Source organism: Nonomuraea sp. NPDC049637 (assembly GCF_040675235.1).
In the GTDB taxonomy this organism is placed as follows: Bacteria; Actinomycetota; Actinomycetes; order Streptosporangiales; family Streptosporangiaceae; genus Nonomuraea.
Genome location: NZ_JBFAOM010000020.1, coordinates 37756 through 62888, shown reverse-complemented (window position 1 = coordinate 62888; position 25133 = coordinate 37756). Strand labels below are relative to the sequence as shown.

Annotated in this window: 30 protein-coding genes and 2 tRNA genes; 15 read left to right on the top strand and 17 right to left on the bottom strand. The window is 67.9% G+C overall.

Features of this window, described 5'->3' with window-relative positions:
• Nucleotides 1-144: 144 nt before the first annotated feature.
• Nucleotides 145-600, top strand: coding sequence for a hypothetical protein (locus AB0J71_RS26425; protein WP_364416508.1), 456 nt, complete (start codon nt 145-147; stop codon nt 598-600).
• Nucleotides 601-794: 194 nt separating this feature from the next.
• Nucleotides 795-1451, top strand: a complete 657-nt coding sequence (locus tag AB0J71_RS26420; protein WP_364416506.1) for a DUF6461 domain-containing protein — start codon at nt 795-797, stop codon at nt 1449-1451.
• 432 nt (nt 1452-1883) lie between these two features.
• On the opposite strand, the gene AB0J71_RS26415 is transcribed toward AB0J71_RS26420, so the two are convergent.
• The 6 genes from AB0J71_RS26415 to AB0J71_RS26390 form a co-directional block, all read right to left on the bottom strand.
• Entirely contained in the window at nt 1884-3041 is a 1158-nt protein-coding gene (locus AB0J71_RS26415) for a hypothetical protein (RefSeq protein WP_364416504.1), read from the bottom strand.
• 167 nt (nt 3042-3208) lie between these two features.
• The gene (locus AB0J71_RS26410; protein WP_352318187.1) at nt 3209-3910 is read right to left on the bottom strand and encodes a DUF6461 domain-containing protein; all 702 of its coding nucleotides are present in this window, start codon (nt 3908-3910) and stop codon (nt 3209-3211) included.
• Nucleotides 3911-4266: 356 nt separating this feature from the next.
• Nucleotides 4267-4674, bottom strand: a complete 408-nt coding sequence (locus AB0J71_RS26405; protein WP_352318185.1) for a hypothetical protein — start codon at nt 4672-4674, stop codon at nt 4267-4269.
• A 2-nt stretch (nt 4675-4676) separates the two neighbouring features.
• Nucleotides 4677-5828, bottom strand: a complete 1152-nt coding sequence (locus AB0J71_RS26400; RefSeq protein WP_364416502.1) for a hypothetical protein — start codon at nt 5826-5828, stop codon at nt 4677-4679.
• A 4-nt stretch (nt 5829-5832) separates the two neighbouring features.
• Nucleotides 5833-6072 (bottom strand): hypothetical protein, encoded by a 240-nt coding sequence (locus AB0J71_RS26395; RefSeq protein WP_352318181.1) that lies wholly within the window; start codon nt 6070-6072, stop codon nt 5833-5835.
• Between the two features lie 631 nt (nt 6073-6703).
• A complete protein-coding gene (locus AB0J71_RS26390) occupies nt 6704-7171 on the bottom strand; it encodes an SRPBCC family protein (protein WP_364416500.1) in 468 nt (155 codons plus the stop codon).
• Nucleotides 7172-7572: 401 nt separating this feature from the next.
• Between AB0J71_RS26390 and AB0J71_RS26385 the strand changes: the two genes are divergently transcribed.
• A complete protein-coding gene (locus AB0J71_RS26385; RefSeq protein ID WP_352318177.1) occupies nt 7573-7698 on the top strand; it encodes a hypothetical protein in 126 nt (41 codons plus the stop codon).
• Between the two features lie 84 nt (nt 7699-7782).
• On the opposite strand, the gene AB0J71_RS26380 is transcribed toward AB0J71_RS26385, so the two are convergent.
• Together AB0J71_RS26380 and AB0J71_RS26375 are read right to left on the bottom strand one after the other, a co-directional pair.
• Nucleotides 7783-7855: transfer RNA gene (locus AB0J71_RS26380), tRNA-Arg, on the bottom strand.
• A gap of 57 nt (nt 7856-7912) precedes the next feature.
• Entirely contained in the window at nt 7913-8458 is a 546-nt protein-coding gene (locus tag AB0J71_RS26375) for a hypothetical protein (protein ID WP_364416498.1), read from the bottom strand.
• Nucleotides 8459-8907: 449 nt separating this feature from the next.
• Here AB0J71_RS26375 and AB0J71_RS26370 point away from each other — a divergent pair, with 449 nt between their 5' ends.
• The 7 genes from AB0J71_RS26370 (at nt 8908) to AB0J71_RS26340 (ending at nt 14911) form a co-directional block, all read left to right on the top strand.
• Nucleotides 8908-10392: a histidine kinase gene (locus tag AB0J71_RS26370; protein ID WP_364416496.1), complete on the top strand. Its 1485-nt coding sequence runs from the start codon at nt 8908-8910 to the stop codon at nt 10390-10392.
• Nucleotides 10389-11015 carry a response regulator transcription factor gene (locus AB0J71_RS26365; RefSeq protein ID WP_352318130.1) on the top strand — a complete coding sequence of 209 codons (627 nt, stop codon included), beginning with the start codon at nt 10389-10391 and terminating at the stop codon, nt 11013-11015. Before AB0J71_RS26370 ends, AB0J71_RS26365 begins: the two co-directional genes overlap by 4 nt.
• Before the next feature lie 519 nt (nt 11016-11534).
• Nucleotides 11535-11765 carry a hypothetical protein gene (locus AB0J71_RS26360; protein WP_352318128.1) on the top strand — a complete coding sequence of 77 codons (231 nt, stop codon included), beginning with the start codon at nt 11535-11537 and terminating at the stop codon, nt 11763-11765.
• A 412-nt stretch (nt 11766-12177) separates the two neighbouring features.
• A complete protein-coding gene (locus AB0J71_RS26355; protein ID WP_364416494.1) occupies nt 12178-12399 on the top strand; it encodes a hypothetical protein in 222 nt (73 codons plus the stop codon).
• 3 nt (nt 12400-12402) lie between these two features.
• Entirely contained in the window at nt 12403-13134 is a 732-nt protein-coding gene (locus AB0J71_RS26350) for a prolipoprotein diacylglyceryl transferase family protein (RefSeq protein WP_364416492.1), read from the top strand.
• Nucleotides 13131-14669 carry a radical SAM protein gene (locus AB0J71_RS26345; RefSeq protein WP_364416490.1) on the top strand — a complete coding sequence of 513 codons (1539 nt, stop codon included), beginning with the start codon at nt 13131-13133 and terminating at the stop codon, nt 14667-14669. Before AB0J71_RS26350 ends, AB0J71_RS26345 begins: the two co-directional genes overlap by 4 nt.
• Nucleotides 14670-14701: 32 nt before the next feature.
• Nucleotides 14702-14911: a hypothetical protein gene (locus tag AB0J71_RS26340; RefSeq protein ID WP_364416488.1), complete on the top strand. Its 210-nt coding sequence runs from the start codon at nt 14702-14704 to the stop codon at nt 14909-14911.
• On the opposite strand, the gene AB0J71_RS26335 is transcribed toward AB0J71_RS26340, so the two are convergent.
• Genes AB0J71_RS26335 through AB0J71_RS26325 form a run of 3 tightly spaced genes read right to left on the bottom strand, consistent with a single transcriptional unit; the run spans nt 14912 to nt 17051 of the window.
• Complete coding sequence (locus AB0J71_RS26335) at nt 14912-15370, bottom strand: MaoC family dehydratase (RefSeq protein WP_352318119.1); 459 nt, start codon at nt 15368-15370, stop codon at nt 14912-14914.
• 11 nt (nt 15371-15381) lie between these two features.
• Entirely contained in the window at nt 15382-16569 is a 1188-nt protein-coding gene (locus AB0J71_RS26330; protein WP_364416486.1) for a hypothetical protein, read from the bottom strand.
• Complete coding sequence (locus tag AB0J71_RS26325; RefSeq protein ID WP_364416484.1) at nt 16566-17051, bottom strand: SigE family RNA polymerase sigma factor; 486 nt, start codon at nt 17049-17051, stop codon at nt 16566-16568. The genes AB0J71_RS26330 and AB0J71_RS26325 overlap by 4 nt, the downstream gene beginning before the upstream one ends.
• A gap of 220 nt (nt 17052-17271) precedes the next feature.
• Here AB0J71_RS26325 and AB0J71_RS26320 point away from each other — a divergent pair, with 220 nt between their 5' ends.
• Nucleotides 17272-18453, top strand: a complete 1182-nt coding sequence (locus tag AB0J71_RS26320; RefSeq protein ID WP_352318114.1) for an ATP-binding protein — start codon at nt 17272-17274, stop codon at nt 18451-18453.
• Nucleotides 18454-18556: 103 nt separating this feature from the next.
• Here AB0J71_RS26320 and AB0J71_RS26315 read toward each other — a convergent pair whose 3' ends face one another.
• Nucleotides 18557-19363, bottom strand: a complete 807-nt coding sequence (locus tag AB0J71_RS26315; RefSeq protein WP_364416482.1) for a MauE/DoxX family redox-associated membrane protein — start codon at nt 19361-19363, stop codon at nt 18557-18559.
• A 5-nt stretch (nt 19364-19368) separates the two neighbouring features.
• On the bottom strand, nt 19369-20316 hold the full coding sequence (locus tag AB0J71_RS26310; protein ID WP_352318110.1) for a hypothetical protein: 948 nt from the start codon (nt 20314-20316) through the stop codon (nt 19369-19371).
• Between the two features lie 215 nt (nt 20317-20531).
• Here AB0J71_RS26310 and AB0J71_RS26305 point away from each other — a divergent pair, with 215 nt between their 5' ends.
• Complete coding sequence (locus tag AB0J71_RS26305; protein ID WP_352318108.1) at nt 20532-21062, top strand: SigE family RNA polymerase sigma factor; 531 nt, start codon at nt 20532-20534, stop codon at nt 21060-21062.
• A gap of 91 nt (nt 21063-21153) precedes the next feature.
• On the opposite strand, the gene AB0J71_RS26300 is transcribed toward AB0J71_RS26305, so the two are convergent.
• Complete coding sequence (locus AB0J71_RS26300; protein ID WP_352318106.1) at nt 21154-21645, bottom strand: MarR family transcriptional regulator; 492 nt, start codon at nt 21643-21645, stop codon at nt 21154-21156.
• 94 nt (nt 21646-21739) lie between these two features.
• On the opposite strand from AB0J71_RS26300, the gene AB0J71_RS26295 reads away from it, so the two are divergent.
• Both AB0J71_RS26295 and AB0J71_RS26290 read left to right on the top strand, forming a co-directional pair.
• Nucleotides 21740-22300, top strand: coding sequence for a YceI family protein (locus AB0J71_RS26295; RefSeq protein WP_352318104.1), 561 nt, complete (start codon nt 21740-21742; stop codon nt 22298-22300).
• 164 nt (nt 22301-22464) lie between these two features.
• Nucleotides 22465-22553: transfer RNA gene (locus tag AB0J71_RS26290), tRNA-Ser, on the top strand.
• A gap of 78 nt (nt 22554-22631) precedes the next feature.
• Here AB0J71_RS26290 and AB0J71_RS26285 read toward each other — a convergent pair.
• The 3 genes from AB0J71_RS26285 to AB0J71_RS26275 form a co-directional block, all read right to left on the bottom strand.
• Complete coding sequence (locus tag AB0J71_RS26285) at nt 22632-22946, bottom strand: tyrosine-type recombinase/integrase (RefSeq protein ID WP_364416480.1); 315 nt, start codon at nt 22944-22946, stop codon at nt 22632-22634.
• Between the two features lie 38 nt (nt 22947-22984).
• On the bottom strand, nt 22985-23338 hold the full coding sequence (locus tag AB0J71_RS26280) for a DUF2809 domain-containing protein (RefSeq protein WP_364416478.1): 354 nt from the start codon (nt 23336-23338) through the stop codon (nt 22985-22987).
• Between the two features lie 270 nt (nt 23339-23608).
• The gene (locus AB0J71_RS26275) at nt 23609-23875 is read right to left on the bottom strand and encodes a hypothetical protein (protein WP_364416475.1); all 267 of its coding nucleotides are present in this window, start codon (nt 23873-23875) and stop codon (nt 23609-23611) included.
• 744 nt (nt 23876-24619) lie between these two features.
• Here AB0J71_RS26275 and AB0J71_RS26270 point away from each other — a divergent pair.
• On the top strand, nt 24620-25132 hold the full coding sequence (locus tag AB0J71_RS26270; RefSeq protein WP_364416473.1) for a hypothetical protein: 513 nt from the start codon (nt 24620-24622) through the stop codon (nt 25130-25132).
• The last annotated feature ends 1 nt before the right edge of the window (nt 25133 follow it).

Here is a 25133-nt window from a genome sequence, read left to right as displayed (position 1 = left end):
ATGCGGTACACGAAGCCCAGGGCCGTCTGATCCGTACCAGGAACGAAGACGTCCACCACCATCCATCACCGACAAGAACGCGTGGTCATCAGAGCCCTCAGCCGCAGAGACGTGTTGTCAGTCCCGACGTCTACTGTCCAGCGCATGGCAGTCCCCGAGATCATCCCCATCGTTCACGAACCCAACTACCACACCGACACGATCGGCCATTGGGACGGCGGCCAGTTCTTCGGCTCCGTCATAGCCGCCTTCCCGGAGGACTACATCCACTCCGACGACTGGCCGAGGCGCAAGCGCTGGTACGCCGTCCTGCACACCTTCGACGCCGCCGGCCACCACCTCGGCTCCTGCATCGAGCACACCGGCGCCGACGACGTCCACCGTTCGGCCGTCGCCCGCGCCGAGGAGCGACTGAAACACTGGCTCGACACGCTCACGGGCCTCCGCTTCGACGACATCGCCATCCGGCCCTTCCAGCACACGTTCGACGGAGTGCTGTTCGGCCTCGTCATAGAGACCTTCGAAGGCGAAGAACACGCCGAGTTCTACCCGAACAACATCGGCTTCTACGATCCATGGGACGGCCTGTACGACACCTGACCACCTGAGCCGTAGACACCTCGCCAACGGCCTTCCTCAGAGGCAGATGCGAGCAGGTGGAGAATGCCTCTGTGAGGCGGTGTTGCTGTACAGCACTTCCTCCGCATGGATCAGGACCCCGTCAAATGCGGGCGTTCATCGAGATGGCCGCCAGTCCCGACTGATTGTCGGTACGGCCTGCCACCATGACCCGCGTGACGACATCCGACCCCTTGGCCCCGTTCCAGTGGCTCAACCTGCCCGAGGGCTCGGGCGGCGCGTTGAGTGTGATCTTCAGTGTGGCCTTCTTCCGCGGGCTCGACCCGGCGGAGGTGACGCGCCGCTTCAGCCGCGGTGACAGCTCCGGCCAGGAGTCGGACTTCCGCGGGCTCGAGGACAAAGCCTACGAGTTCGTCCTCGAGACGGACGGCGGGCTTGGCGGCGGCTACGTGGGCGTCTTCAAAACCGGCGAGTGGTGCGTGGCCATCGAGCCCCACGGTTGGATGGTGACGTCCCACGCGGTGGTGACCGAGCTGTCGCAGGGCTGTGAGGTTGTGGCGGTCACCCGGCACGACTACGCCGACCACAGCTTCGCGTACGCGATTGACGGCACCTTTGTCACCGGTTACCAGCTGCGACACCCGTACGAGCGTTACGGCTCCGACCCTGACCGGCTCAACGGCTTCATACGGGAGCTGAGCATGCGGCTCGACATGCCCGAGGACGAGGCCGCCTGGGACGCCGCTTGGGAGGACAACTACGACACCGCCGTGCCAAGGGGCTTCGCCCTGGCGGCCAAGGTCACCGGGGTGCCGTTCAGACCGGACATGCTCGACCACCCAATGCTTGTGGGGCCCATCGTCGGAGCATGATCGTTCTGCGCCGTCCAGCAACACTCGCTGCTCGGCGTACTACCTGACCACCCTGGCAGTGCCACGGGGTTGCACCCACGCAGGTCTGGGTCACGGCCGGGTCCAACCGACCTTCCGCTGCCCAGACAGAGCAACCACCATGCTCGATTGGTGAAGACCTTGGTCAGAAGCGTGTGGGTGCTGCCACAGCTGTGTCGGCGGAGGGAGACGTTGCTGCCCCAGCTGCGCGTCATCCGACTGGCAAGGCCCGACGGAGAAGGCCGCCGACAGCCGATCCCTCAGCCTCGTATGGTGGTGCGATGCCCTGCTCACGTGGCAGACACGGTCCGGCGGCGGGCGATGGTGTTGCCGTACGAGGCTGATGTACACCACCTCAATGGACGCGCCCCCCAGCCTGATGTCTCGCGTAGCCAGGTCGTCCGCTTCGACAGCTCATGCGGAGCAAGGAGACACACCGACGCGTGCCAGGTCGACGACCATCAGCCGATTCTGAGTCGTTCGCCAATACAGGACGGGACCGTCCTGCGGCCACACGCCGATCTTTATCTCTCCCCATGGCATCTCAGCCTTCGTCAAGGTATAGGACCCGAGGATGGCGGCCTTACGCGTGCAGCGATCGTAGACCTGCATCACATGCCCAAGGGTTGCGGCCCCCCAGGTGTTAGGGATGGAGTCGTCCCCAGCGACCGTTGGGACGCCGAGAAGAGCAAGCCGATCGCGGATCGGAGGCCTCATCAGGAGCGCATCTCCCGGCACTGTGACGCGATCGGAACCATCCACGCGCAACACGGTCGCCTGCGTGACCTTCCACAGCTCCTGCCAGTCTTCCCCGACACACCAGGCGGGCCCGCAGGCAAGACGATGTTCGAAATCCTCAGCCTCGGTTACTTCGGTCTCCTGGCCCGTGTCGAGATTGATCACAATCCGCTCGTATCTGTCATACGCCCATGGCCACGAACTCACGCGAAGCCGTCTACCTGGAAGCACCTGCTCAGGCTCCCCGCCATGGAGCGAGACGCGCCAGATGTCACCGTCGTATCCCCACCACACGACGTTCTCGCCGATGATTTGGAAGCCGTCAATATGGGCGCCCTCAGCCTGCACGGATAGCGGCAGACGCGCCACCATGCGCATGGATCCACCTGCTCGCGGCATTGCCCATACCTCGTAGTGGCGTTGCCCACCGGCAGAGGCGCCCGGCACGTAACCCTTGATGATCATTGCCACGTGGGTAGTTCCGAGGGCCGTTTTCTGGATCTCAAAGCAGCCACCGCATTCCGCCCATTCGGGGGCTCGCGCCATGACATGCTGCCTCTTGGTCCGCGTATTGAAGCTGCTGAACTCCGGAGCACGCTCATCGCTCATCAAGAGCAATTCATCTTGGCCGAGTGATCCAATGGGCCATAGCCACGTACCGTCTTTTCTTTCAGCGGGCACCACGCTGACAGCCTCTGGCCAGACCTCGCTGACCGGTGCGATATGCGGCAACACGGGGAGCTGCGTGGGCCGTTTGGACTCCTCCTCCGCGTGTCGAGGAAGCCACACCAGGGCCAAGGTGATCACAGATAACAGCGCCACCCCCACACGCATCAACAGAGCCTGATCCCAAGAGCGTCCCACCCGACGTACCCCCCGCTTCCAACGCCACGATGCCCGCAGAATAGCCAGGCGAAATCCAACGCTGAAGTCCGCTGCTCCTTCCGATCCTGATCAAGCGATCTGTCCAGAGGCCTTCTACTGAGCTGGGTTACCGGCGCTCAGCCGTTGTGCTTGTCGCGGATCACGTAACGGGTGTGAGTCCCGTTCATCCACTCCCGGTCAATCTCCCTGCCCGTCACTCTGCCAACAAGCGTCAGGGCTGACGTGAGGCAGGTCGCCATCGGAGGGCTGTAGCCGCTGTGAGCCAGGGCAATGAAGTCCTGCCACTCCTCGGGGATGTCTTCATCGCCGTAGTCCTGCCCTGTCTCAAGCCGGGCCTCCTCCCACGCGCAGTACTCCAGCCAGCCCGCCGGCAGGTCGGGATCGCTCTGCCAACTGGAGTCGTCGAGGTCGAACTGCAACCCCTGAGCGTGGTGGTCGAGCGCCTGAGGATCGCTACCCCAGCGCTCTCCGGGGACGGTGACGCTGAAGCCCGTAACGTATTCGCCGTTGATCGCGTACTCCAGATCACGCGGCCCGTTCAGGTCCCAACCCACCTGCAGCGCCCGTCCGCCGTAGGAGAGATCTCGCAGAGCCTGGTCGCAATCGAACCCCCGCACCTGAATGATCTGCGTCCAATCCGCCGTGACCGGGCCTGCCCAGACCACCCCGGCGTCATCATCAGCGGGCAGCCCACGCAGGACATTCGCCCAGGTGCACTGGGTCGAGTGATCCACCTCCGCAACCGATGCCCCCAGGCGACGGGCGGCCTCCCAAACCTCCAGACCCTCGACCCACGCGGACATGAACCACTCGCCCATGTCGTAGGACCGGACGAGATGCCAAAGACGCTCAGACCGCCGCATTCCTACCCTCTGCTCGTTCAACGCTCGCTCCCGAGGCGACTCAAGCGGCTACCCCGACAGTCCATGATCGACGCCGCGCAGCGGCTCTCGCGACACGTGGTGAATGCTGGGCCAGGCGGCCGGATCGGCTTCCTCTGTAGGGACATCAAGCAGCAGCGGGAGCCACGCCGCTAGCAGAGGTGTTAGCAAGAGCCTGGGATTGTCCTGACAAACACGAAAGGTCGGGTGTGATCGCGTAAGATGGCGTTGCTGTACGTGCTGCTGGACAGCCCGCGCGCCACAGGAGCCGAGGGCCTGTTCGAAGAGACTCGTCAATCGTCGAAGCTGGCGATCCATTCATCGATGAACTTCGACGCCTCCTCAGCCGTGACGACATCGCTTCTGGGTGCAGGTCCGAGGCTCTCGACGAGCAACTCCGGCGACACGGGTTCCCCAGCGACGACTACGTAGCACGACAGGCCCTCGCTCATCTGACGTGACATCGAGGAGACGAACGCATCGCGGCGGTACCTGTTGCAGAGCAACAGCAGGTTCTGCTGTTCCAGCTCTGCTCTCAGCTGTCGCAGGGCGTCTTCGAAGTCGGTCGAAGAGTGAACCCTGATCGGCGAAGCGCTTGCGCGATCCAGTCGGAGCTCGTACGTCTCGCCATCGGTCTGCGTTGTCACCTGGCAGGGCAGAAGGGACTCGTCCGCCAAGCTGACCAATTCGAGGTCGTGCATGCTCACCTCGGCACGTAGTGGGGGTTCGGAATCCAGACGTCGTCAGCGCTTCCATACTTGCCCGGCTTCCAGGCTCCTCTGATCTGCGACGGATCGATCCGCTTGAACACGACCTCCTGCTCGCCTCTGAGGTGCCTGAAGCCGGGGCCGTACTTTACCTCCATGCCGTTCCCGCGGTCCTCGATCTCAAAGATGTAGCCCTTGTGCCCGACGGCGAACCCTCGGGCCACGTTCTTGCTCTTCGAGGCGGCGATCAGACCGTTCTCACCGGAGAGATGCTGTTCGACGCTCATGTCCGGGTCGCGAGCGGTCATGCCCTTCTCGAAGATTCGCTCCAGTGTCCGGCCGTCTCCCCGGAACAGCGGTGGCACGTCCTTTCCCTTGAGTTCGAAGCGCTCCCCGAAGCGTGAGAGTGTGGCCGTTGGCTTGGGTTTGATCACGCTCTTGGCCGCCTTGCCCAGGGCTCCCACGGCTCGGGTGGTGCCGGAGACGGCGCCGCTTGAGCCGGCGGTTGTGACGGCCGCCACGATGTCCGGGATGAGGCGGCCCAATGCCCGATCGGGATTGGCGGCCCAGGTGTCCCAGTCCAGCACGGACTTGGCGAACCCGACCGGGTCCTGAATGCCGTAGAGCAGGCTTTGGCCCAGGTCGTTGACGCTGCGTTGCCAGCCCATGAAGTCGACGACCGCCCGCGTGGGAGAGTAGTCGATCGCCATCTTGCCCAAGCCGGCCAGGCTCTCCACCGTGCCCTTGGCCGTTTCCGTCATCTGGTTGCCGGAGGTCAGGTTCGGGTCGAAGGCGTCCTGGATCTGCTGGCCGATACGGTCCCAGAAGCCGCCTGCCGTGGGCAGGACCGCTCCCGGGGCGAACATCGAACCGTCGACCGAGATCGCCGGCTTCCCAGCGCCGAACATCTCGGGCTTGGCCAGCTCCATGCGTTCCAGGAGCACCAACCGCTTGTTGATCTCCGGTCCCTGTGCGCCGGCCCATGCCCCTACCTGACGGATCGTGTCGGCCGAGGCGGTCGACAGCCAGGACCCGCGCAGGATGTTCCACAACTCCTCGCCGATGGCTTCCAGCGACGATTCAGCTTGGTGCAGCGTGTCCTTCAGGCTGCGAACTCCCTCGGGGACCATGCCCTCCAGCTGACCCATGGGCTTAGCCGGAAGTGTCTGCCGGCGTACGGGCTAACAGCGCCCGCAGCTCGTCTACCGCACCGGTGCACGCGCCGATCAGGGCTTGGCGCTGAGCGGTCAGCTCGTCGGCGAAGCGCCGAGCTGCTGGGCCGGTCCAGACGTTCTGTGCCATGAGCGAGATTGCCCGATCCAGAATGGGCTTGGCTTGATCCGTGAGTTGCTCGGCTCGGCGCAAGGCCTGTTCCACTTGCTCCCGGGTCATACGTGACTCCTTCGGGTGCGACGACCAAGCTCGAGATCAAGGCGTGAGGCCATTGGACTGCGCTCCATTCACCGCAGCAACCGAATCGCCGGGATTGGTCTGAAGTGTCAGTCGATGCGACGTGCTGCTCTGGGAGAGGAGGCCGATCCCTTGCGAGGAGGACTGTTGGCTTCTCAAGCGGAGCAATTACCCTGCTCGCCTGATCAAGAAAATGATCAAGGGCGTGCGGACGGTGGCACGGATGCGCTGATGCGTGGGGACGTTGCAGTCAGCGATGCTGTCACCTACGCCATGGTCACTCGGTGCCGGTGCCGGTGCCGGTGCCTGACGGAGGAGGCTTCGGCGTCGATCCCCCCCAGCCACGGTCGGCGATGGGGGAAGTGAGCGATCGTCACGGCCTCAACTGGGCGACATCGTGTCTCTCTGCAGTGGTACGTGAGCGCCCACCTGCAGATGGGAGCCGGTCACAAAGTAGACGGCTCCTCGCCCTGGTCACATGGCAGATGCAGCCCAGTGGAGTGTGATGACGTGAGGCGGTGTTGCTGTATTCCACTGCTGCACACAGCCCCCCGGCCGGCCGCCCACCCCCTCATCCGATGGCGCTGGCCCCTCGGTCGCAGGCCGACCTGAGTCATCCGGCCCCTTCGACGTGCGACGCCAGGTTGGCCAGCGAGGAGGCCATCCCGGCCTCGTGTACCGCTTGGTCGATGCCGGGCGGTACGTCCGTGGCGGTGACGGTTACTTCGGTCCCTTCGCCGACGGCAGCGAGGTGCCAGGTCATCGTCATGGTGCCCGCGTACGACGGGTCATCAGCTTCGAACACTGCCCGCTGCACCACGCGCTCTGGTGGCACCAGGTCGACGAACGCGACGTTGACGACGTCCGTCGCGTCTGACGTCTTGCCGGGGTTGTCGGTGGGGTCGAGGTACGTGAGAACCATCATGAACCCCCCACCAGGCCGGGCATCCCACCGCTCGATCCGCCCGCGCATGCCGTCCGGCGGCAACCAGGTTTCGAGCGACTCCCGGTCGAGGAGAGCGCCGTATACGGTCGCCGGTGGTGCCGCGATCAGTCGGCTGGCGCGGTCAATCCTGGCCATGACTCGAGTCTAGGACCGAAGCTCTCCAGGCCCATCCTCGTCGAACGGCAGCCAGACCATCGCCTTTGAAGGCGTCGTGGATAGATCCCCCCTTAGGTGTCGCCCGAGATGCGGCTGTTGAGGGAGCAAGCGCGCTTCGCTGCCAGTCTGTGGCCTGTGCGTTTCCGCACTCAGGGACCGGCAGCGCGTCCAGGAGGAGGCGCGGAAATTGGCTGGCGACGCATGGAAGACCTCGGACCTGACGTTCACGACCCGTACCGGTACGCCAATAGAGCCGCGCAACTTCAATCGGGCCTTCGAGAACCACTGCCGCCGAGCGGACGTCCCACGCATCCGTGTCCACGCACCCGGCACACCTGCGCCTCGCTCCTGGCCGCCCTCGACGTCCACCCGCTGTGGCGATGCGCATCCTGCGGCACTCGCAGATCTCGATGACCATGGACGTCTATACGCAGATCCCGGGTCCCGAGGCCCGCAAGGCGCTCGCCCGGCTGAATGAGCGTCTGACCGCCGAATCAGACGGTTAAGCTCGGCGGCGTTGCTGTACAACGCTGCTGTACGCCTACGAAAAAGGCCCTCCGGGATGATCCCGGAGGGCCTTTGACCTGCTGTGCGGCCGGAGGTACTCGAAACCCCAACCTTCTGATCCGTAGTCAGATGCTCTATCCATTGAGCTACGGCCGCTCGCTGCGTAAGCAAGCATAGCGGGTTCTGTGCAGTGCATCGAACCGAATACCGCGATCACTGGCGAGCCGACTGCTCCTTCTTGGGCCAGAGCGTGTGGCTCACCGGCCAGATCAGGGCGATCAGGGGGACCTTGAGGAGGTTGAGCATGAAGTCCACCAGGGCTTTTGTGCGCGAGGGGTCGTTCACGAGCCAGATGAGGCCGAAGAGGATCAGGCACGAGATTCCGTACGCCAGGAGCAGTTTCAGCCAGAACGCCCACTCGTAGCGGGTCCGGGCGGGTCCGCCTGCTGGAGGCTTCCAGGGCGGGGGGCCGCCGGCGAAGCGGTGGTGGAAGCGGGCGTCGGCCCAGCGCATCGTTCGGTGGCCGAAGACGATCGAGTAGGCCAGGTAGGCCGCCGCCAGGCCGTGGCGCACGTCCGCCGTGCCGCCGCCGCGCATATCGATGACCGCCGCGGCCAGGAGGACCACGTCGAGGAGCGGGACGCAGAGCAGGAGGGCCGTGCTCAGCCGTCGGCGCTTCCAGAGGTAGCGGCAGGCCAGGCCGAGGCCCAGGAGGAGCCAGAAGCCGATTTCGCAGCCGATGAGGATGGCGACAATCACGTGTACCAGCTTGCGGGGATTCGCGGCCCGGCACATCGTCGGCGAAAACGAGCCTGTGGATACATCGAAAGGTGTATCCACAGGCTGACCCTCGGAGGACGGCGGCGGCGTCCGGGAGTGGTGAGATGAGGACATGACACGAGCGGCGGTGAGGGGCTGTGGCGCCGGGGCGCGGGCGGTGGCGGGTCGGGCGACGCCGTCCGGGGCGCCGCTGGGGGCCGGCTCGGGTGGTTCGGGGTGTGGGCGGGGCCGGAGCTGGCCGGGTGGTCCGGGTGCGTAGGGGCGCCGGCCGGTCGACGGCCTTGACGCGGTCGGTTTCACAGTGGTGGCGATCGGTGCCGCTGCCGTGGAACGCCTGGGGGCGGGCGGGTTCGCGGTGGTTGAGGCGGTTCGAGGCGGGCGGGGCTTCCGGGGGCGGCGGTCAGGAGAAGGGCAGGGTGCCGCCTGGGGTGGCGGCGGGGGCGGCCTTCGTTCTGGGGGCGCTGCTGATTCTGGCTGGTGGATACCTGCGTCGGGGCGTGCCGGTGTGGGTGTTGCTGGTGCCGTTGGCGATCACCTGTTCGGCCGTGTTGCTGCGGCAGCGGGCCCCGTTGTGGTCGCTGGCGCTGGGGGTGGTGGCCGTCACGATCGACGGGCTGGTGGGGCCGTCGCTGGCGACCGTGCTGGTGTTCACCGACAATCTTTACGCCGCGGCGCTCTACGGGCCGGCGCGGCTCGCTCGGTGGCTGCTCGGGATCACGACGGTGCTGGCCGTGGTGGCCGGGGCGGTGGCGGCGTTCATCGCGGCGGACTGGCGGTTGCTGGCCGTCATGGGGATCCAGGCGGGGCTGGTGCTGGTCACGCCGGTCACCACGGCCTGGGTGCTGCGGGAGCAGCGCGACCGGGCGGCCGCGGAACGCGCGCGGGCCGAGCAGGTCGCGCATCTGGCCGAGCTCGATCGGCAGGCCGCGATCGCGGCTGAGCGTACGCGGATGGCTCGTGAGCTGCATGACATGATCGCGAACCATTTCAGCGCCATCGCCATCCAGTCGACGGCTGCTCTGTCCCGTAAGGACCTGGATCGGGAGACGGTTCGCAAGGTCATGGAGTCCGTACGGGAGAACAGCGTCAAGGGCATGGCCGAGATGCGGGACATGATCGGGCTGCTGCGGGAGGCCAACGGCGGGCGCGAGGGGGAAGGGCCGGAGCTTGAGGCCACCCGGCCGCGGCTGGCCGACGCCGAGAACCTGGTCGAGCGTACGCGGCGGGCTGGGATGGCGGTCGAGCTGCGGGTCGAGGGGGAGTTGCGTGAGGTGCCGGCTTCGGTGGACCTGGCCGGTTATCGCATCCTTCAGGAAGGGCTGACGAACGCGCTCAAGCATGGTGAGGCGCCGGTCGTCGTCTCGCTGACGTACGAACCGGGGGAGGTTCTCCTGACGGTCGAGAACCAGGTCGGGCGGCGGGGGGCTCGGCTGCCGGGTTCGGGGGCGGGGCTGATCGGCATGCGCGAACGGGCTTCGCTGGTCGGAGGGTTCTTCGAGGCGGGGCGGTCGGGGGATGGGTGGCGCATCGCGGCGGGCTTTCCGACGTCGCTCAACCCCGGTACACGGGCGCTCGATGGTCGGCCGCCGAACGGTCGTGGGTCAGGTGACGGTCCTGTGGGTGGGCGTGTCTTGGGTGATGGTGCTTCGGACGGTGGACGTGTCTCGGGTGGTCGTTCTGCGGAGGTGCGTGCTTCTGGGGCGCGGGATCCGGAGGGGCGGGGTGCGGGTGTGCAGGGGCCGGAGGCTGGGGCTGTGGATGGGCGGGCGGTGCGGTGGCGGGCGGTCGGAGGGGCAGCGGTGGCGCCGGTGGATGAGAGCGCTGGTGACGACGGTGAAGACCTCAGGGATGGTGAGCGTCCCAGGGATGGTGAACGTCCCAGGAACGGTGATGGCGGAACGGACGTGGCATGAGCATCAGGGTGTTGGTGGCTGACGATCATGCGGCCGTACGGGCCGGGATTGTGATGATTCTGGACGGCGCCGACGACATCGAGGTCGTGGGGGAGGCCGCTGATGGTGAGCAGGCGGTTCGGTTGGCTCACGATCTGCGCCCTGACGTCGTCCTCATGGACATCCGCATGCCTCGTCTCGACGGCATCTCCGCCACCAGGGAGCTGGCGGGGGTGAGTGACGTCCTGATCCTCACGACGTTCGACGTCGACGAGTACGTCTTCGGCGCGCTGCGGGCGGGGGCGGCCGGTTTCCTGCTCAAGAACACCGAGGCCGATGCCCTGGTGGAAGCGGTGAGGTTGGTGGCGGGCGGCGAGGGGATGATCGCGCCGGGCGTCACCAGACGGCTGATCGCCGCCTTCGCCGACCAGCCGCCCCGTCGTGAGCCGCCCGACCCGGAGGCCCTGACCCCGCGCGAGCGTGAGGTGCTGGCCTGCATCGGCCGCGGCCTGTCCAACGCCGAGATCGCCAAGGAGCTCGACATGGCCGAGGCCACCACGAAGACGCACGTCAGCCGGCTGCTGAACAAACTGGGGCTGAAGAGCCGCGTGCAGGCGGCGATTTACTACTCAGAGTCGCTTTAGCCCCGTAGGGTGAACGGCGTGACCACGCCGCCGCCCCCTCCACCGGGGGAGCCGCCCTCGGAGCAGCCTCCGTTCGGACAGCGTCCACCCGGGCCGCCCGGTGGCCAGCCTTCGTCCGGGCAGCCTTCGTCCGGGCAGCCTTCGTCCGGGCAGCCTTCGTCCGGGCAGCCTTCGTCCGGGCAGCCTTCGTCCGGGCAGCCTTCGCCCATTCAGCCGCCCTCCAGTCAGCCTCCGTCGGGGCAGGCTCCGTCTGGGCAGCGTCCACCAGGGGTGCCTGGGTCTCAGTCTGGGCAGCGGCCGTCCGGGCCGTCTGGGCAGGCGCCGTTCGGGCAGCCTGCGTCTGGGGCGGCTGGGCACGTTCCGTATGGGCAGCGTCCACCGGGGCCTCCTCCCGGGCAGCCTCCGTTCGGGCCGCCCAGCGGGCCGCCAGCCGGGCCTCCTCCCGTAGGGCCGCCGCAGCCGCGGCGGCAGGCCGGGCTGACCGTTGCGTTGGCGCTGGCCGGGAGTTTCGCCTACCTGGTGATCAACCTGGTGGTCGGGCTGCTCGCCGTTAGCGTGCAGTCCACGGCGGCGATCGGCGTCGCGGCGGGGTTCCTCTTGCTCCTGGGGCTCGGCGTGGGCATCGTGCTGGTCGTCCTGCGCAAGCCGTGGTCGTTCGGCCTGGGGCTCGGGTTGATGATCGGATGGGCGTTGGCGTCGATCGTCTCGGCCGGATATTGCACGGGGCTGAACCCCGGCCTGTACGCATAGGTGAAGGCATTGATCGTTCGGCACGTAGCATCGCCTGTCGGCCAGAGGTAGCGGGATGACGACGCCACCGCCACAGGGCCCGCCGGGGCAGCACCAGAACTGGCCACCACCGTCGCCTCCATCGTCGCCCCCGCCGTCGTCACAACCGGGGCCGTTGCCCCCGCCGTCGTCACAACCGGGGCCGTTGCCGCCGCCGTCGTCACAACCGGGGCCGTTGCCGCCGCCGTCGTCACAACCGGGGCCGTTGCCGCCGCCGTCCCCACGACCGGGGCCGTTGCCGCCGCCCCTGTCACAGCCGCGGCCGTTGCCGCCGCCGTCACACGTGCGGGCGTTGAACTCGCAGCCGCCGCAGCAGCAGCAGCAGCAGCGCTCAACGCCTCTACAGTCACCACCACCCAGTAGTCGCAACTCCATGAGGCTTCTCAGCGCGATGCTGGTCGCGGGCGTTCTCACCTACACCGGGGTCCTGATCGCCCTCGCCGGCCTGGCCGCCGGTCTGGGGTTCGGTCTACTGCGCAAGCCATGGTCCCGAGGGCGGGGGCGGGGGCTGGGGCTCGCGATCGGCTGGGCGTCGTGGTCGACGCTGACGGCCGGACTCCGCACCGGTCGTCCCAACCCCACCCTGTACGGCTGAACCATGCCTTACCACGAGATATTCGTCGGCCTGGGCGTCCTGGTGGCCGCGGTGATCTTCGTCCGCGAGGCCAGGGCCAGGGGCGCGCTCAACGAGCAGTCACTGGTCGCCGTCACCGGAGCCCTGGTCGGGGGCGCGATCGGCATGCGTCTGGCGGGCTGGCTGGAGACGCTCGACCTCGCCGACCTCTGGCTGTACGGCTCCCGCAGCATCCTCGGCGGCCTGACCGGCGCGTACGTCGGCGTGCTGGTCGCCAAGAAGGTCATCGGCTACAAGGAGCGCACCGGTGACCTGTTCGCCCCGGCGGTGGCGCTCGGCATGGCGATCGGCCGTATCGGCTGCCACCTGACCGAGGCCCCCGGCAGGCCCACGGACCTGCCCTGGGGGGTGCACGCGCCGCCGTCCACCCCGGAATGTCCGGGATGTCTGACGGGCCAGGCCATGCACCCGTCGTTCGTGTACGAGATCATCTTCCAGCTGGCCGCGTTCGTCGCGCTGCGGTGGGCGCGCAAGCGGCTGACCGAGCCCGGGGAGCTCTTCACGCTCTATCTCGCCGGATACGCGGTCTTCCGGTTCCTGGTCGAGTTCACCAGGGCGAACGAGACGTTGTGGCTCGACCTCACCGGGCCGCAATGGTTCCTGGTCCCCGGCCTGACGCTGCTCGCGCTCAGGCTCGCGTACGGCTGGCGTCGAGGCCACTACGATGCCCTTTTCAGATGGAAGGTCACGACATGAGCGCAGGGATGGGGCTACGGGGAGACCGCATCCTCCGGTACGTCAACGCGTTCTGCCCGAAATGCCACGGCCAGGACCTCGACCAGGTCGAACGGCTGAGCGGCTGGCTGGCCGAACGCGACGGCAAGGTGTGGCTGGAACGCGGCTGCCGCGAACACGGCCTGATCCGCACGCTGTACGACGAGGACCCGGAGATCCTCGCCTACCTGGAGGAGTGGACCGCTCCCACCAAGCAGCACATCCCCGACGTGTCCGGAAACTTCGCCCCGATCCCCGGCGCGTACCTCAACGGCCTGCCCGAGATGCAGACCCAGCACACCTGCATCCTCCTGGAGGACATCGCCGAGGCGTGCAACCTGCGCTGCCCCACCTGCTTCGCCGACAGCTCGCCCGACCTGACCGGCGTCGTCCCGGTGGCCGACGTGCTGGCGAACGTCGACCAGCGTCTGGCCAGGGAGAACGGCAAGCTCGACGTCCTGATGCTGAGCGGCGGCGAGCCCACCCTCCACCCCGAGCTGAAGACCCTCCTCGCCGAGCTGGTGAGCCGGCCGGTCACCCGCATCCTGATCAACACCAACGGCGTGCTCATCGCCAGGGACGACGCGCTGCTCGACCTGCTCACCGAACACCGCGACCGGGTGGAGGTCTACCTCCAGTACGACGGCTCGTCGGCCGAGGCGTCCAAGCACCACCGCGGCGGCGACCTGCGCCGGATCAAGGCGGAGGCCGTACGGCGGCTGTCGGAGCGGGAGATCTTCACGACCCTGGTCATGACCGCGGCCCTGGGCGTCAACGACGGCGAGATCGGCGACGTCGTGCGCCTCGCGCTCGACACGCCGTTCGTCGGCGGCGTGTCGCTGCAACCCCAGTTCGGCTCGGGGAGATCGGGCGTCATCGACCCGTCCGACCGGCTCACCCACACCGGGGTGCTCAAGCGGCTCGGCCCGCAGACCGGCGGCCTGGTGACCTGGCGCGACCTGACCGCCCTGCCCTGCTCGCACCCCCACTGCTGCTCGGTCGGCTACCTGATCCGCGACGACGCCCAGCAGTGGCGCTCGCTGGTCGCCCTGATCGGCCACGACCGCCTCAAGGAGAACCTGGGCCTGGTCTCCAACCGCATCGCCGACACCGAGCTGCCCCGCGAGCTGCGGACGGCCGTCCAGGAATCGCTGCTCGGGCTGCTGTCGGAGCAGTCGTCGCTGTCCCACCCGCAGATCGGCGACCTGTGGCGGGACATCTGCGAGAACTGCGACCTCGGCGTCGCCACGCTGCTCACCCTCGCCTCCTCGGCGCTGCCCGGCCGGCGGAAGAAGCTGCGCAGGATGCTGGGCGAGCGGGTGGTGCGGATCACGATCAAGCCGTTCATGGACATCTCGACCATGATCGAGGAGCGGCTCACGCAGTGCTGCGTGCACGTCGGCACGCGGGCCGCGCAGGACCAGTGCGCGCCGTTCTGCGCCGTACAGGCCTGGCCGCAGCTGTCGCGGCAGCGGCTGTCCGCGGTGGCCGCCAGGCCGGGGCTGGTGATCCTCTGAACAGCCGGCCGTACGACCCGCTCCGGTTGTGCGTGTACGCCACCGTGGCGCTGCTGGCCTGGCTGCTCGGGCCGTGGGCGGTGCTCGGCTTCGCGGCGCTGGGGTTCGCGGGGTACTGGAAGGCGCGGCGGGCCGAGCTGACCCGGAGCAAATGCCTGCTCAGGGACACCCGGCTCGTGCTGGCCTATCTCGGGCTGATCGGGCTCGCCGCGGTGGTGGGAATCGTCCTGTCGCTGCGGTGATCAGCTCGCGGGGACGTACAGGCTGAGCGACTCGGCGATGCAGGCGGGCCGGCGCTCGCCCTCGATCTCGATCGTCATCTTCAGGTTGGCCAGGTAGCCGGCCGGGGTGCCCTTGACGTCGGTGAGCTCGCCCACGGCCCTGACCCGCGCGCCCACGGGCACCGGCCGCGGGAAGCGGACCTTGTTCAGCCCGTAGTTGACGCCCATCGCGATGCCCTCGACGCGCACCATCTCGAACATGAACGTCGGCAGCAGCGACAGGGTCAGGTAGCCGTGGGCGATCGTGCCGCCGAAGGGCCCCTCCTTGGCGCGCTCCACGTCCACGTGGATCCACTGGTGGTCGTCGGTGGCGTCGGCGAAGAGGTCGACCTGCTCCTGGGTGACGGTGCGCCACTCGGTCGGGCCGAACGTCTCGCCCACGGCCGCCTTGAGTTCCTGTACGTTCGCGAAGGTCCGCATGGCCACGAACGCTATTGCGCGGGCGGGACGGCTGCCAAGTTGAGCACCCGGTACCCGTCGCGCAGGCTCTCGGCCCAGTACACGATCGCGGCCGGTTCGGCGGACCATTCGTGCCCCCACCAGATGCCCGGCCGGTCCGACGTGGCCAGCGTGCCGGTCCGCACGTCGTAGACCGCGCCGTCGCTGCTCACCACGAAACGGTCGAGGGCCGGGTAGTCGCCGAGCCTGGGCACGAGCCCGAGTCCTGGGGGTTCGGCCGCGCCGCCGCCGTCCAGGCGCTGCAGGTACGTGCGCCCGCCCCGCACGCCCCGGCACCAGGACGGCCCGCAGCGCAGCCTCAGCACGTCCGGGGGCGCGACGACGTCCCTGGTGGAGTGGCGGCCGGTCGACAGGTTCACGAGCCTGGTCTGGTTCCGGTCCTCGCCGTCGGTGACGTCGCTCGCCCACGGCCATTCGACGAGGTGCAGGCCGTCGCTGCCCGGAAAGCGCGTCGGGGCGCCGCCCGCGAGCGGCATCCACCACACGCCGCCGGTCCGTTCCGACCAGACGATCCGGTCGCCGTCGAGGGCGATGCGCTCGATCCGCAGGTGCTCTCCGGTCATCGCGGCGACCTGCCGGGGCTCGCCGCCGGCGAGCGGGGCCGTCCAGATCTCGCGCACCCGCGTGCCGTCCTTCCGTACGGCGTTCACGTGCCAGGCGAGGTTCAGCCCGTCATGCGCCGGCGGCTGGGGGCGGTAGGTTCTCATGCCCGGCGGAGTCGAGATGCCGGTGATCTCGCGGAACGTCCGGGTGGTGGTGTCGTAGACCTCGATCGCGCGGATCGTGGCCATCCCGGGCCCGGCGACGACCAGGATCCGGGTGGCGTCGAGCGCGGTGACCGGGAAGCGGAACAGGCCGTCCGCGCGCACGCCGGGCATCGTGACGACGGCCTGCGGCCACGCCCGCTCCAGGGGCACGGCCACCGCCTGCGGGAAGGGCCGCGCGGCCGGGGACGGCGCGGCTGCCTGCCGCCCGTTCGCCGCCATGACCGTGCCGGTCGCGAGCACGGCCGCCACCGCCGTCGCGACGGCCAGCCCCCGGGTACGCCGCCTCCGCCTGCGCCGACGCCGCCCCTCCACCCCGGCGAGCAGCCCGCCGGGGTCAGGAGCGTGCTCCGCCGCGGCCCGAAGCGTCTCGGTCAGGTCCTTCTCGCTCCTCATGCCCGTTCCCTCTCCAGCAGTGCCGGCCGGATCCTCAACGTGTGCAGCGCGCGCGACGCCTGGCTGCGGACGGTTCCGCGGGAGATGCCGAGGATGTCGGCGATCTCCTGGTCCGACAGGTCCTCGTAGTACCGCAGCACCAGGACCACCCGCTGCCTGCGCGGCAGCGTCGCCAGTTCCCGCCACAGCTCGCCGGAGGAGTGGCGGTCGGTGTAGGCGCCCTCGGGCACCTCGCCCGTGAGCTGCTCCCTGCGTCGCCGGCGCCACCAGCTCACGTGCTGACGGGTCATGATCGTGCGTACGTAGGACTCCGGGTTGTCCTTGTTGCGTACCTTGCGCCAGGTGTCGCCGAGCTTGAGCAGCGCCTCCTGGACGAGGTCGGCGGCGTCGTCCGGGTTCCCGGTGAGCACGTATCCGTACCGGAGCAGGGCGGCGCCACGCGCTTGCACGAACTCCTCGAACTCCACAACACCGAGACGCACGGGCGTCCCGGACTGTTGCAAAGATCTTTTACTCGAAACCATCGCATGCATGTTCGAGTCCGCGCTACAGTTCTGGGTATCGAAATCGAACAAGGGTTCGGCCTGGTGAGAGGGGGTGTGTCCGATGACGATGCTCGCCACAGCTCCTGCTCGGACACGCCGTAGCACTTTCTTCCCAAATCTAAGACGGCCGCTATATCCGGCAATAAAGTCCGAGAGCGTGGACCCTGTGCGCAATCCCTACGCCCCCGGCGCCGGGCAGCGTCCGCCGGAGCTGGCCGGGCGCGACCGTGAGCTGCAGCAGTTCGAAGTGGTGCTGGAGCGGGTCGCCCGTGGCCGTCCCGAGCGCAGCATGGTCGTCACCGGCCTGCGCGGCGTCGGCAAGACCGTCCTGCTCAACACATTCAAGTCCATGGCCATGCAGCGGCTGTGGGGCACGGGCAAGATCGAGGCCCGGCCCGACCAGTCGATCCGGCGTCCCGTGGCGGCCGCCCTGCACATGGCCATCCGCGAGCTGGCTCCGCGCCACCGCGCGCCCGAGCGCATCGAGGAGTTCCTCGGCGTGCTGAAGGCGTTCGCGATGCGCGACCCGTCCGCGGCCAAGGGCACCTCCCACTGGTCGCCCGGCATCGAGGTGCCCGCCAGCCGCGGGCGCGCCGACTCCGGCGACCTGGAGATCGACCTCACCGAGCTGTTCGTCGACGCCGCCGGCGTGGCGACCGACCTCGGCGTGGGCATCGCGCTGTTCATCGACGAGATGCAGGACGTGCAGTCCGCCGACGTCTCCGCGCTCTGCGCCGCCTGCCACGAGCTGTCCCAGTCGGGCGGGCCGCTGATCGTGGTGGGCGCGGGGCTGCCGCACCTGCCGAGCGTGTTGTCGGCCAGCAAGAGCTATTCCGAACGGCTCTTTCGCTACGCGCGCATCGACAAGCTCGACCGTGAGGCGGCCGACCTGGCGCTGATCCTGCCCGCGCGGGAGGAGAAGGTCGAGTTCACCCAGGAGGCCCTCGACGCGCTCTACGAGGCCGCCGACGGCTATCCCTACTTCGTCCAGGCGTACGGCAAGGTCGCCTGGGACCTCGCGCTGCGCAGCCCGATCACCCTCGACGACGTCAAGGTGTCCGCGCCCGAGGCCGAGGAGGAGCTCGCCGTGGGCTTCTTCGGCAGCCGCTACGAGCGCGCCACCCCCGCCGAGCGCGACTACATGCACGCCATGGCCCAGATCGGCGACGAGCCGGTCGCCACCGCCGACGTGGCCGACGCCCTCGGGCGGAAGCCGTCCAGCCTCTCGCCCGCCCGCGACAGTCTGATCAAGAAAGGGCTCATCTACAGCGCCGAACGCGGTCTGATCGCGTTCACGGTGCCGCACTTCGGAAGGTTCCTGCGGGCTCAACCCATCTGAGCGCCGCCCCTAGACCTCTATTGGGCTGTCTAGTGGGGAAGCTAGACAGCCCAATAGAGCTGTATCGCCATGCCCGGATAGAGAAATCTAGGGCTCTCTAGCGTCACGCCGATACTGACGTATATTCCGGCAGAGAGTCGCTGTCGTCGCTGCTCACCACGGCCACGCGCACCGCCGGACGCCGTCCACTCAGGTAGACCGCGAAGACCACGTCGTCGTGGTCGTGGCCGGTGAAGACGAAGAAGCGCCAGCACAGCTCGCGCCAGCTGTCGTACGGTTCGGGCGAGGCCAGCGCCTCCCGGTACGTCCGCCACGCGCCGCTCGACCTGAGCCTGGAGAGCATCACCTGCTCGGCGGGGCCGGGGCGCTGCTCGCAGGGGGCGCGGTACCGTACGCGGTCGACCAGCTCCTCGATCTCGGGGGAGAGCAGCGCGAGCACCACCACCCCCGCGGCCGTGAACCAGGTCGGGTGGGTCATCGCCGCCCAGCCGGACGCCGGCGCGGCCACCGACAACGCCGACATCCCGGTCAGCACGACCGTCCGGCCGATCGAGCGCATGCCGACCGGCGCCGAGCTAACCTCGCCGAAGCAGCCGCAGCCCGCGTCCGGACGTCGCCTGCGCAGCTCGATCAGCACGTACGTGGACAGAGCGAAGAAGCAGACCGTCCCCCACCTGAAGATCGGCGCGGTGCCGGCCAGCAGCCCGACGGCGAGCACCAGCTCGCCCGCCGCGCAGACCAGCAGCGAGGGCGCCTGCATGCGGCCGGGCATGAGCACGGCCGGGCCCAGCCTGGACAGGGCGCCCGGCTCGCCGCCCCCGCGGACCGTCACCACCTTCGCGCCGGTGCCCATGACCAGCAGCACGATCAGGATCGGCAGCTGCGATTCCAGCACGCCCGTCTCCAGCACGCCCGTCACCCCAATCCGATCTGAGCGTTGAAGCAGCCCTTGATCAACTCGCCGCCCAGCTCGACGAACGAGGCCGGCGACAACTCGGCGACGCGTCCGCGCGGCGAGGTCTCGCACTCGACGCAGCGGTCGCAGAACCGCCCGGCCAGGCATCCGCAGGCGACCACCGGCAGGTTGGCCGTGCGGCCGGCGCACGTGTTCCTGATCTGCAGCAGCGAGCCGATGGCGAGGTAGGGCAGGCCGGCGCAGGAGAGCCCGGCGTCGGGGCAGCCGGTGTCCACGCGCTCCAGCATCGGGTACGCCGCGCCGCGCTCCTCCTCGTCGAACGTGTCGGACCAGGTGGCCGTGCCGGAGATGCGCGCCTGCGCCCCGGCGTAGGCCGGCGGCGGAGCCGGGACGCTGCCCGACCGGTGAGCGGGCTGCGAGGTCGCCGGCAGCAGCGCCAGGGCGGAGCCGTCGCGCCTGATCCCGATGGCGTCGAACAGGTAACCCGGCTCGAACTTCGGATGCCGCACCTGCAGCCGTCCGGTGGCCGGGTAGGGGATGACGATCGTGCGGGGGCCGCGGTGGGGGCCGCAGTCGAGCTCGACCGTCAGCTCCCGGCGCCCCTCGATCGAGACGATCGTGCCGGTGAGGCGGGTGGTGTCGGCCCAGATGCGCTCGACCACCCGGCCTTCGCGCAACGTGCGCATGAGGACCATGGAGCCCACCGGGAGGTCGGCGGGCGCGATCTCCGCGCCGTGCCAGGCCGTGGCCCAGGGGGCGATCACCAGCCGCTCCTCGGCGCCTTCGGAGGTCTCGACGACGATGAGATGCGGGCTCACGTCAAGGATCTCGCCGGTGACGGCGCACAAAGGCGGGCCGCCGGCCGGGTCGGGGCCGGCGATGCCCGGGGCGCGGCCCAGCGCGGCGGCCGCGAGCAGTCTGCGGCGCTCGACGTTCGGATAGCCCATCCGCCCTCCCTCGTCAGGTACTAGGTTCACATGACTCCGGAGCGGCTCGTGCCGCGGCGAACAGATGGGAGCAAAATACGCATCCCCGGGGAAGGTAGTTGACACCCGCCTTCGAACAATCTGCCACCGACCTTGACTGACCTTTGTCTTCGTCGGGCCGAAACCTGAATTGTGGCTCAGTCGCAAAAGGGCATCAGGCTGCGATTCTGGCCACGATGCAGACCACCGGGTGGGAAGAGGAGTTCCGCGAGTACGTCATGGCCCGCGGTCCCGCGCTGCTGCGCGCCGCCCGTCAGCTCACCGGGCATCCGCTGGACGCGGAGGACCTGTTGCAGAGCGCCCTGGCCAAGACGTACCTGGCGTGGGGCAAGATCGAGGACCGGGGGGCGCTGGACGGGTACGTCCGCCGGGCGATGGTCAACATCAACATCTCGCAGTGGCGGCGGCGCAAACTGGAGGAGTACCCGTCGGACGAGCTGCCCGAGGTGCCCACGGCCGACCCGCCGGCCTGCGGAGAGGTGCACGAGCTGCTGGAACAGGCGCTGGAGGGGCTGCCCGAACGGATGCGGGCCGCGATCGTGCTGCGGTACTACGAGGACATGACCGAGCCGGAGATCGCCAGGACGCTCGGGATCAGCGTCGGCACGGTCAAGAGCACGGTGTCGCGGGCGATGGGCAAGCTGAGGAGCGCCTTGGGGATCTCCACGGAGGCGGGGGGCCCGGGGGTTCCGGAGACGTCCGCGTAGGATCGCTCCAAGCCCTCGGTTGGTTCTAGGCCCTCGGTTGTCTGGCTCCGAGCCCTTGGTCGGCTCCGAGCCCTCGGTTGGCTCCGAGCCCTCAGTTGAGCGACGGGGTGGTCTCCTCGGCGCCGGCGGTCGCGCAGGGGCGTACGACGTCTCTGATCTTGCGGAGCGTCTGCAGGAACGCGGCGAGCTCGTCGTGGCTCAGGAGGCCGGTGAAGGTGTCCTCGATGTCCTGAAGGTGCTGGGGCAGGACGCTCGCCAGCCGGTCGCGCCCCTCGTCCGTGAGCGCGGCGTAGGAGGCCCTGCGGTCGGTGGCGCACGCCTGCCTGGTCACCAGGCCCTCGCGTTCGAGCCGGTCGACGACCCTGGTCACGCCGCTCGTGGACAAGCCCGTCTGGGCGGCCAGGTCGGTCATCCGCAGTGCCTGCCGCGGTGATCGCGCCAGGCGGATGACGGTCTCGAAGTCGATGCCCGACAACCCCGCCGCACTGAAGACGGGCTGCATCCGGGCCGACAGGCCTGCGTGAACCTCGGCGAGCAGGCCCATCGCCGTCAGCCTGGGGTCATCGATGTGCTTCACGTCCATACCTTAACCGACGTTAGTTGACTTGCGGAATATTCCTCGTGTAGACATTTGTTGCCGCAGACATCCGCACAGCAACGTTCCCAAGGAGAACCCGATGAGCACCCGCACCTGGGAGTCCCTGACCATCCCCGCCGCCGGCACGTACAACCTCGACGTGGCCCACACCCGCATCGGGTTCGTGGTCAAGCACATGATGGTGAGCAAGGTCCGCGGCCGCTTCGGCGACTTCAGCGGCACCGTGACGATCGCGGAGAACCCGCTGGAGTCCACGGCCGAGCTGACGATCAAGACCGCCAGCATCGACACCGGCGTCGGCGACCGCGACGGCCACCTGCGCAGCGACGACTTCCTCGCCGTGGACAAGTTCCCCGAGATCACCTTCCGCAGCACCCGCGTGGTCGGCCACTCCGGCGACGAGTTCACCGTCGTAGGCGACCTGACCATCCGCGACGTCACCAAGGAAGTGGAGCTCACCGTCGAGTACGGCGGCGCCGGCACCAACCCCTGGGGCAACTCGGTCTGGGGCTTCTCCATCAACACCGAGTTCGACCGCGAGGAGTTCGGCCTGACCTGGAACCAGACCCTGGAGGCCGGCGGTGTGCTCGTGGGCAAGAAGGTCAAGATCGAGATCGAGGGCGAGGCGAACCCCGCCTGAGCTGGGTTATCCACACCCGGGAAGCCCGTCCTGACATGGGACGGGCTTCATCCACAGGTGGTTACCCACAGGCTGTTGATAACTCTTGGTGAAGGCACGACGCGCAACCGCTTTGCCGCCTCGGCAGAAGGCCGGTACGCTGTGCTGAGCCGCGATGGCTTCCAGGAGGATTCGCCTAGTCAGGTCTATGGCGCCGCACTGCTAATGCGGTTTGGTGGCAACACCATCCGGGGTTCAAATCCCCGATCCTCCGCAGGTGAAAGGCCCTTCCCCGATCTTCGGGGGAGGGCCTTTTTCGATCTCTGCGGGGCTGTGGGTTGCAGTTGGCCCGTCAGCCCCAGAGGGCGGAGTCCATGCGGTCGCTGGCGTCCTTCATCTGAAGGGTGGCCACGTGGGTGTACCGCTCGGTGGTGGTCACCCGCGTGTGGCCGAGGATCTCTTGGACGACGCGGATGTGGACGCCCTGCTCTATCAACAGTGTTGCGGCGGTGTGCCGGGCATCGTGAACGCGGACGTCCTGTACGCCGGGCCCGCTTGAGGATGGACTCCACGCGACGCGCCGGCTTGTCCTGAGATGCGGCGGTTCTGCTTTGCGACGGTTGGCCGCCGCGCGGACGAACCCGATGACCTCGCCGCTGTGGGGCATCCGTACGGTCGGCGTGCCGGTGGGGTGGCGTTCGAGAGTCAGCCGGGCTGATCATCGGCTCGGACCAATCGATGTTCCCAGGCCAGGGCTGCGACGACCCCGATGGCGTAGGCGACCAGGTCCCATGGGTCGGGGAACGCGCCGACCAGGACACCGCCGACGCCCGGCGGGGTTATGCCGACTATTTGGTAGAACTCGACGGCGGCGGCGATCGCGGCCGTGGCCAGGGTGCGGCGTGCGGCAGTGGTGCGCCACAACAGCCCCAAGAACGCGTAGACCAGCATGGTGGCGCTGACGTCGCTCACGTAGCCGCGGATGAACGGTTGTCCCGGGCCCCGGTAGAAGAGGACGAACGCGCCGATGACGAGGGCGACGCCACCCAGAAGGACCATGGCGCGGCGCATGAGATTGACATCTTCTCCGAATCTCAACGATCAGGACGAACATGATCATAGAGTTCGTCGCCCGTGGCGGCATGCTCATTGCGTCAGGTCGGCGACCGCGGTGGGGTGCCATGGTGGCGATGCTGCCCATACGTTGAGCTGCGTCTGCTCTGGTGAAGCAAGATCGGCGTGCGTCTTTGCGAGCAGTACATCAGCGGAATCCGTTATGCAGCGCGCCAAGATGACGTACATCCGACCGCTGGTCAACAGTCATCTACCTCAGATGGACCTGACCCAGGAGCGAGCCAAGTTCACCGACATACCGAGTTCGACTTGAGTAAGCCGGACTGCTTGTTCCTCATCTCCGCGGATCTTGAGCTGACGGACGCGTCCGGTGAGCTCCTCGGCTCTGAACCGGTCTGTGTATCGGAGTATGCGGCGCTGTCTGAAGACTCGGATCATGCCCACCGTCCACAAGGCGAGGCCGCAGATGAACAGTCCGGGGACAACGAAGCCGACAATTTCAGGGAGCGAGAGATCGGACACGAGATGATCATATGGTCATGGCCGCCGCCTCGTAGGCGCCGTCATTTGATCGCTATGGGTTGCAGTTTTGCGCCGTACCGCCAAGACCGTCCCGCCGCATCGGCCCATATGAGACGGCCTGGGACCGAGCTGCTGATGCGATTTGGTGGCAGCACCATCCGGGGTTGCATCCCCGATCCGTCGCCAAATCAATGACCCTTCCCCCGTCTTCAGGGGAGGGACTTTTCATCTCTGCGCGGCTGTCTCTGGGATCGCCGGCTCGGCAGCGTCGCCATTGCTGACTAATGCATGCCTCGATTGAACGAGCCCACCGCCAAGGCTTGGATGCATGCCGTCACGCGGTTGGGCGGTGCCGCTGCCGCCGCCATGGCCAATCAGGGGATGCGGGCGGGGGGCTGGCGACGTTCGGGCGAGGAAGCTTCTGTCGATGGGGAGTACGAGGCTGTAGAGATGCGGCCGCGTCCAAGATGAATCGAAGGTCTGTGGGTTACGCATATGAATTTTCGGGTGCGAACCGCTGAAGGGCGCCTACGCGGTATGGCCCCTTCGGCACGAAGTCATGAGCGTGATGATCGCCTGCCTGCGGCGTGATCTCCAGGTCGCGATTGCTCCAAGTGAATATGCCTCCGGAGGGGCACATCGGTGCCGGCGCAGCTGCTGGCAGTCCAGGCGTCTTTCGCACATACGTACGATCCCCTAATCTGTCGCGAACATGGAAGCCGGGCGATCGAACGAGAGGGACGCATGGGGGTCTTCTACGACTATTACCGGGCGGCGAACAGGCAGGCCGCTGCGGAGAATCCTGATGACCCACGTGCAGTCGAGAAGCCCATCCCGGGGGTGGCCACGTTCGACGCCGTGGAGGCCAAGTGGATCGACCCCTACGTGATTCTCGGCCAGCTGATAGCCCTTGCCAGAGACGTTCCGTACAGCTTGGACCTGGTGCGGCCGGTCACCGTCTATCCGCCGCCCGAGGGCGCTCCGGCGACGATGGAGGAGTGGGAGGCTCTGCCCGACGACTCTCCTTACAAGGAGGGGCCGGGAATCGAAGAGCTCTCTGCGGATGTGCGCGACACGCTGGCCGGCATCCCGGACAGCAGGGTGGACGAACTCGTCGAGCGATGGGAGCAGATCGAAGAGTTCGCCTACGTGCCACCGGGCGCTGGATACCTGCTGGAGATTCTTACCGGGCTGCGAGGTCTTGCTCAACGGGCGCAAGAGGAAGAGCAGATGATCTATTGCTGGATCTGCATCTAGT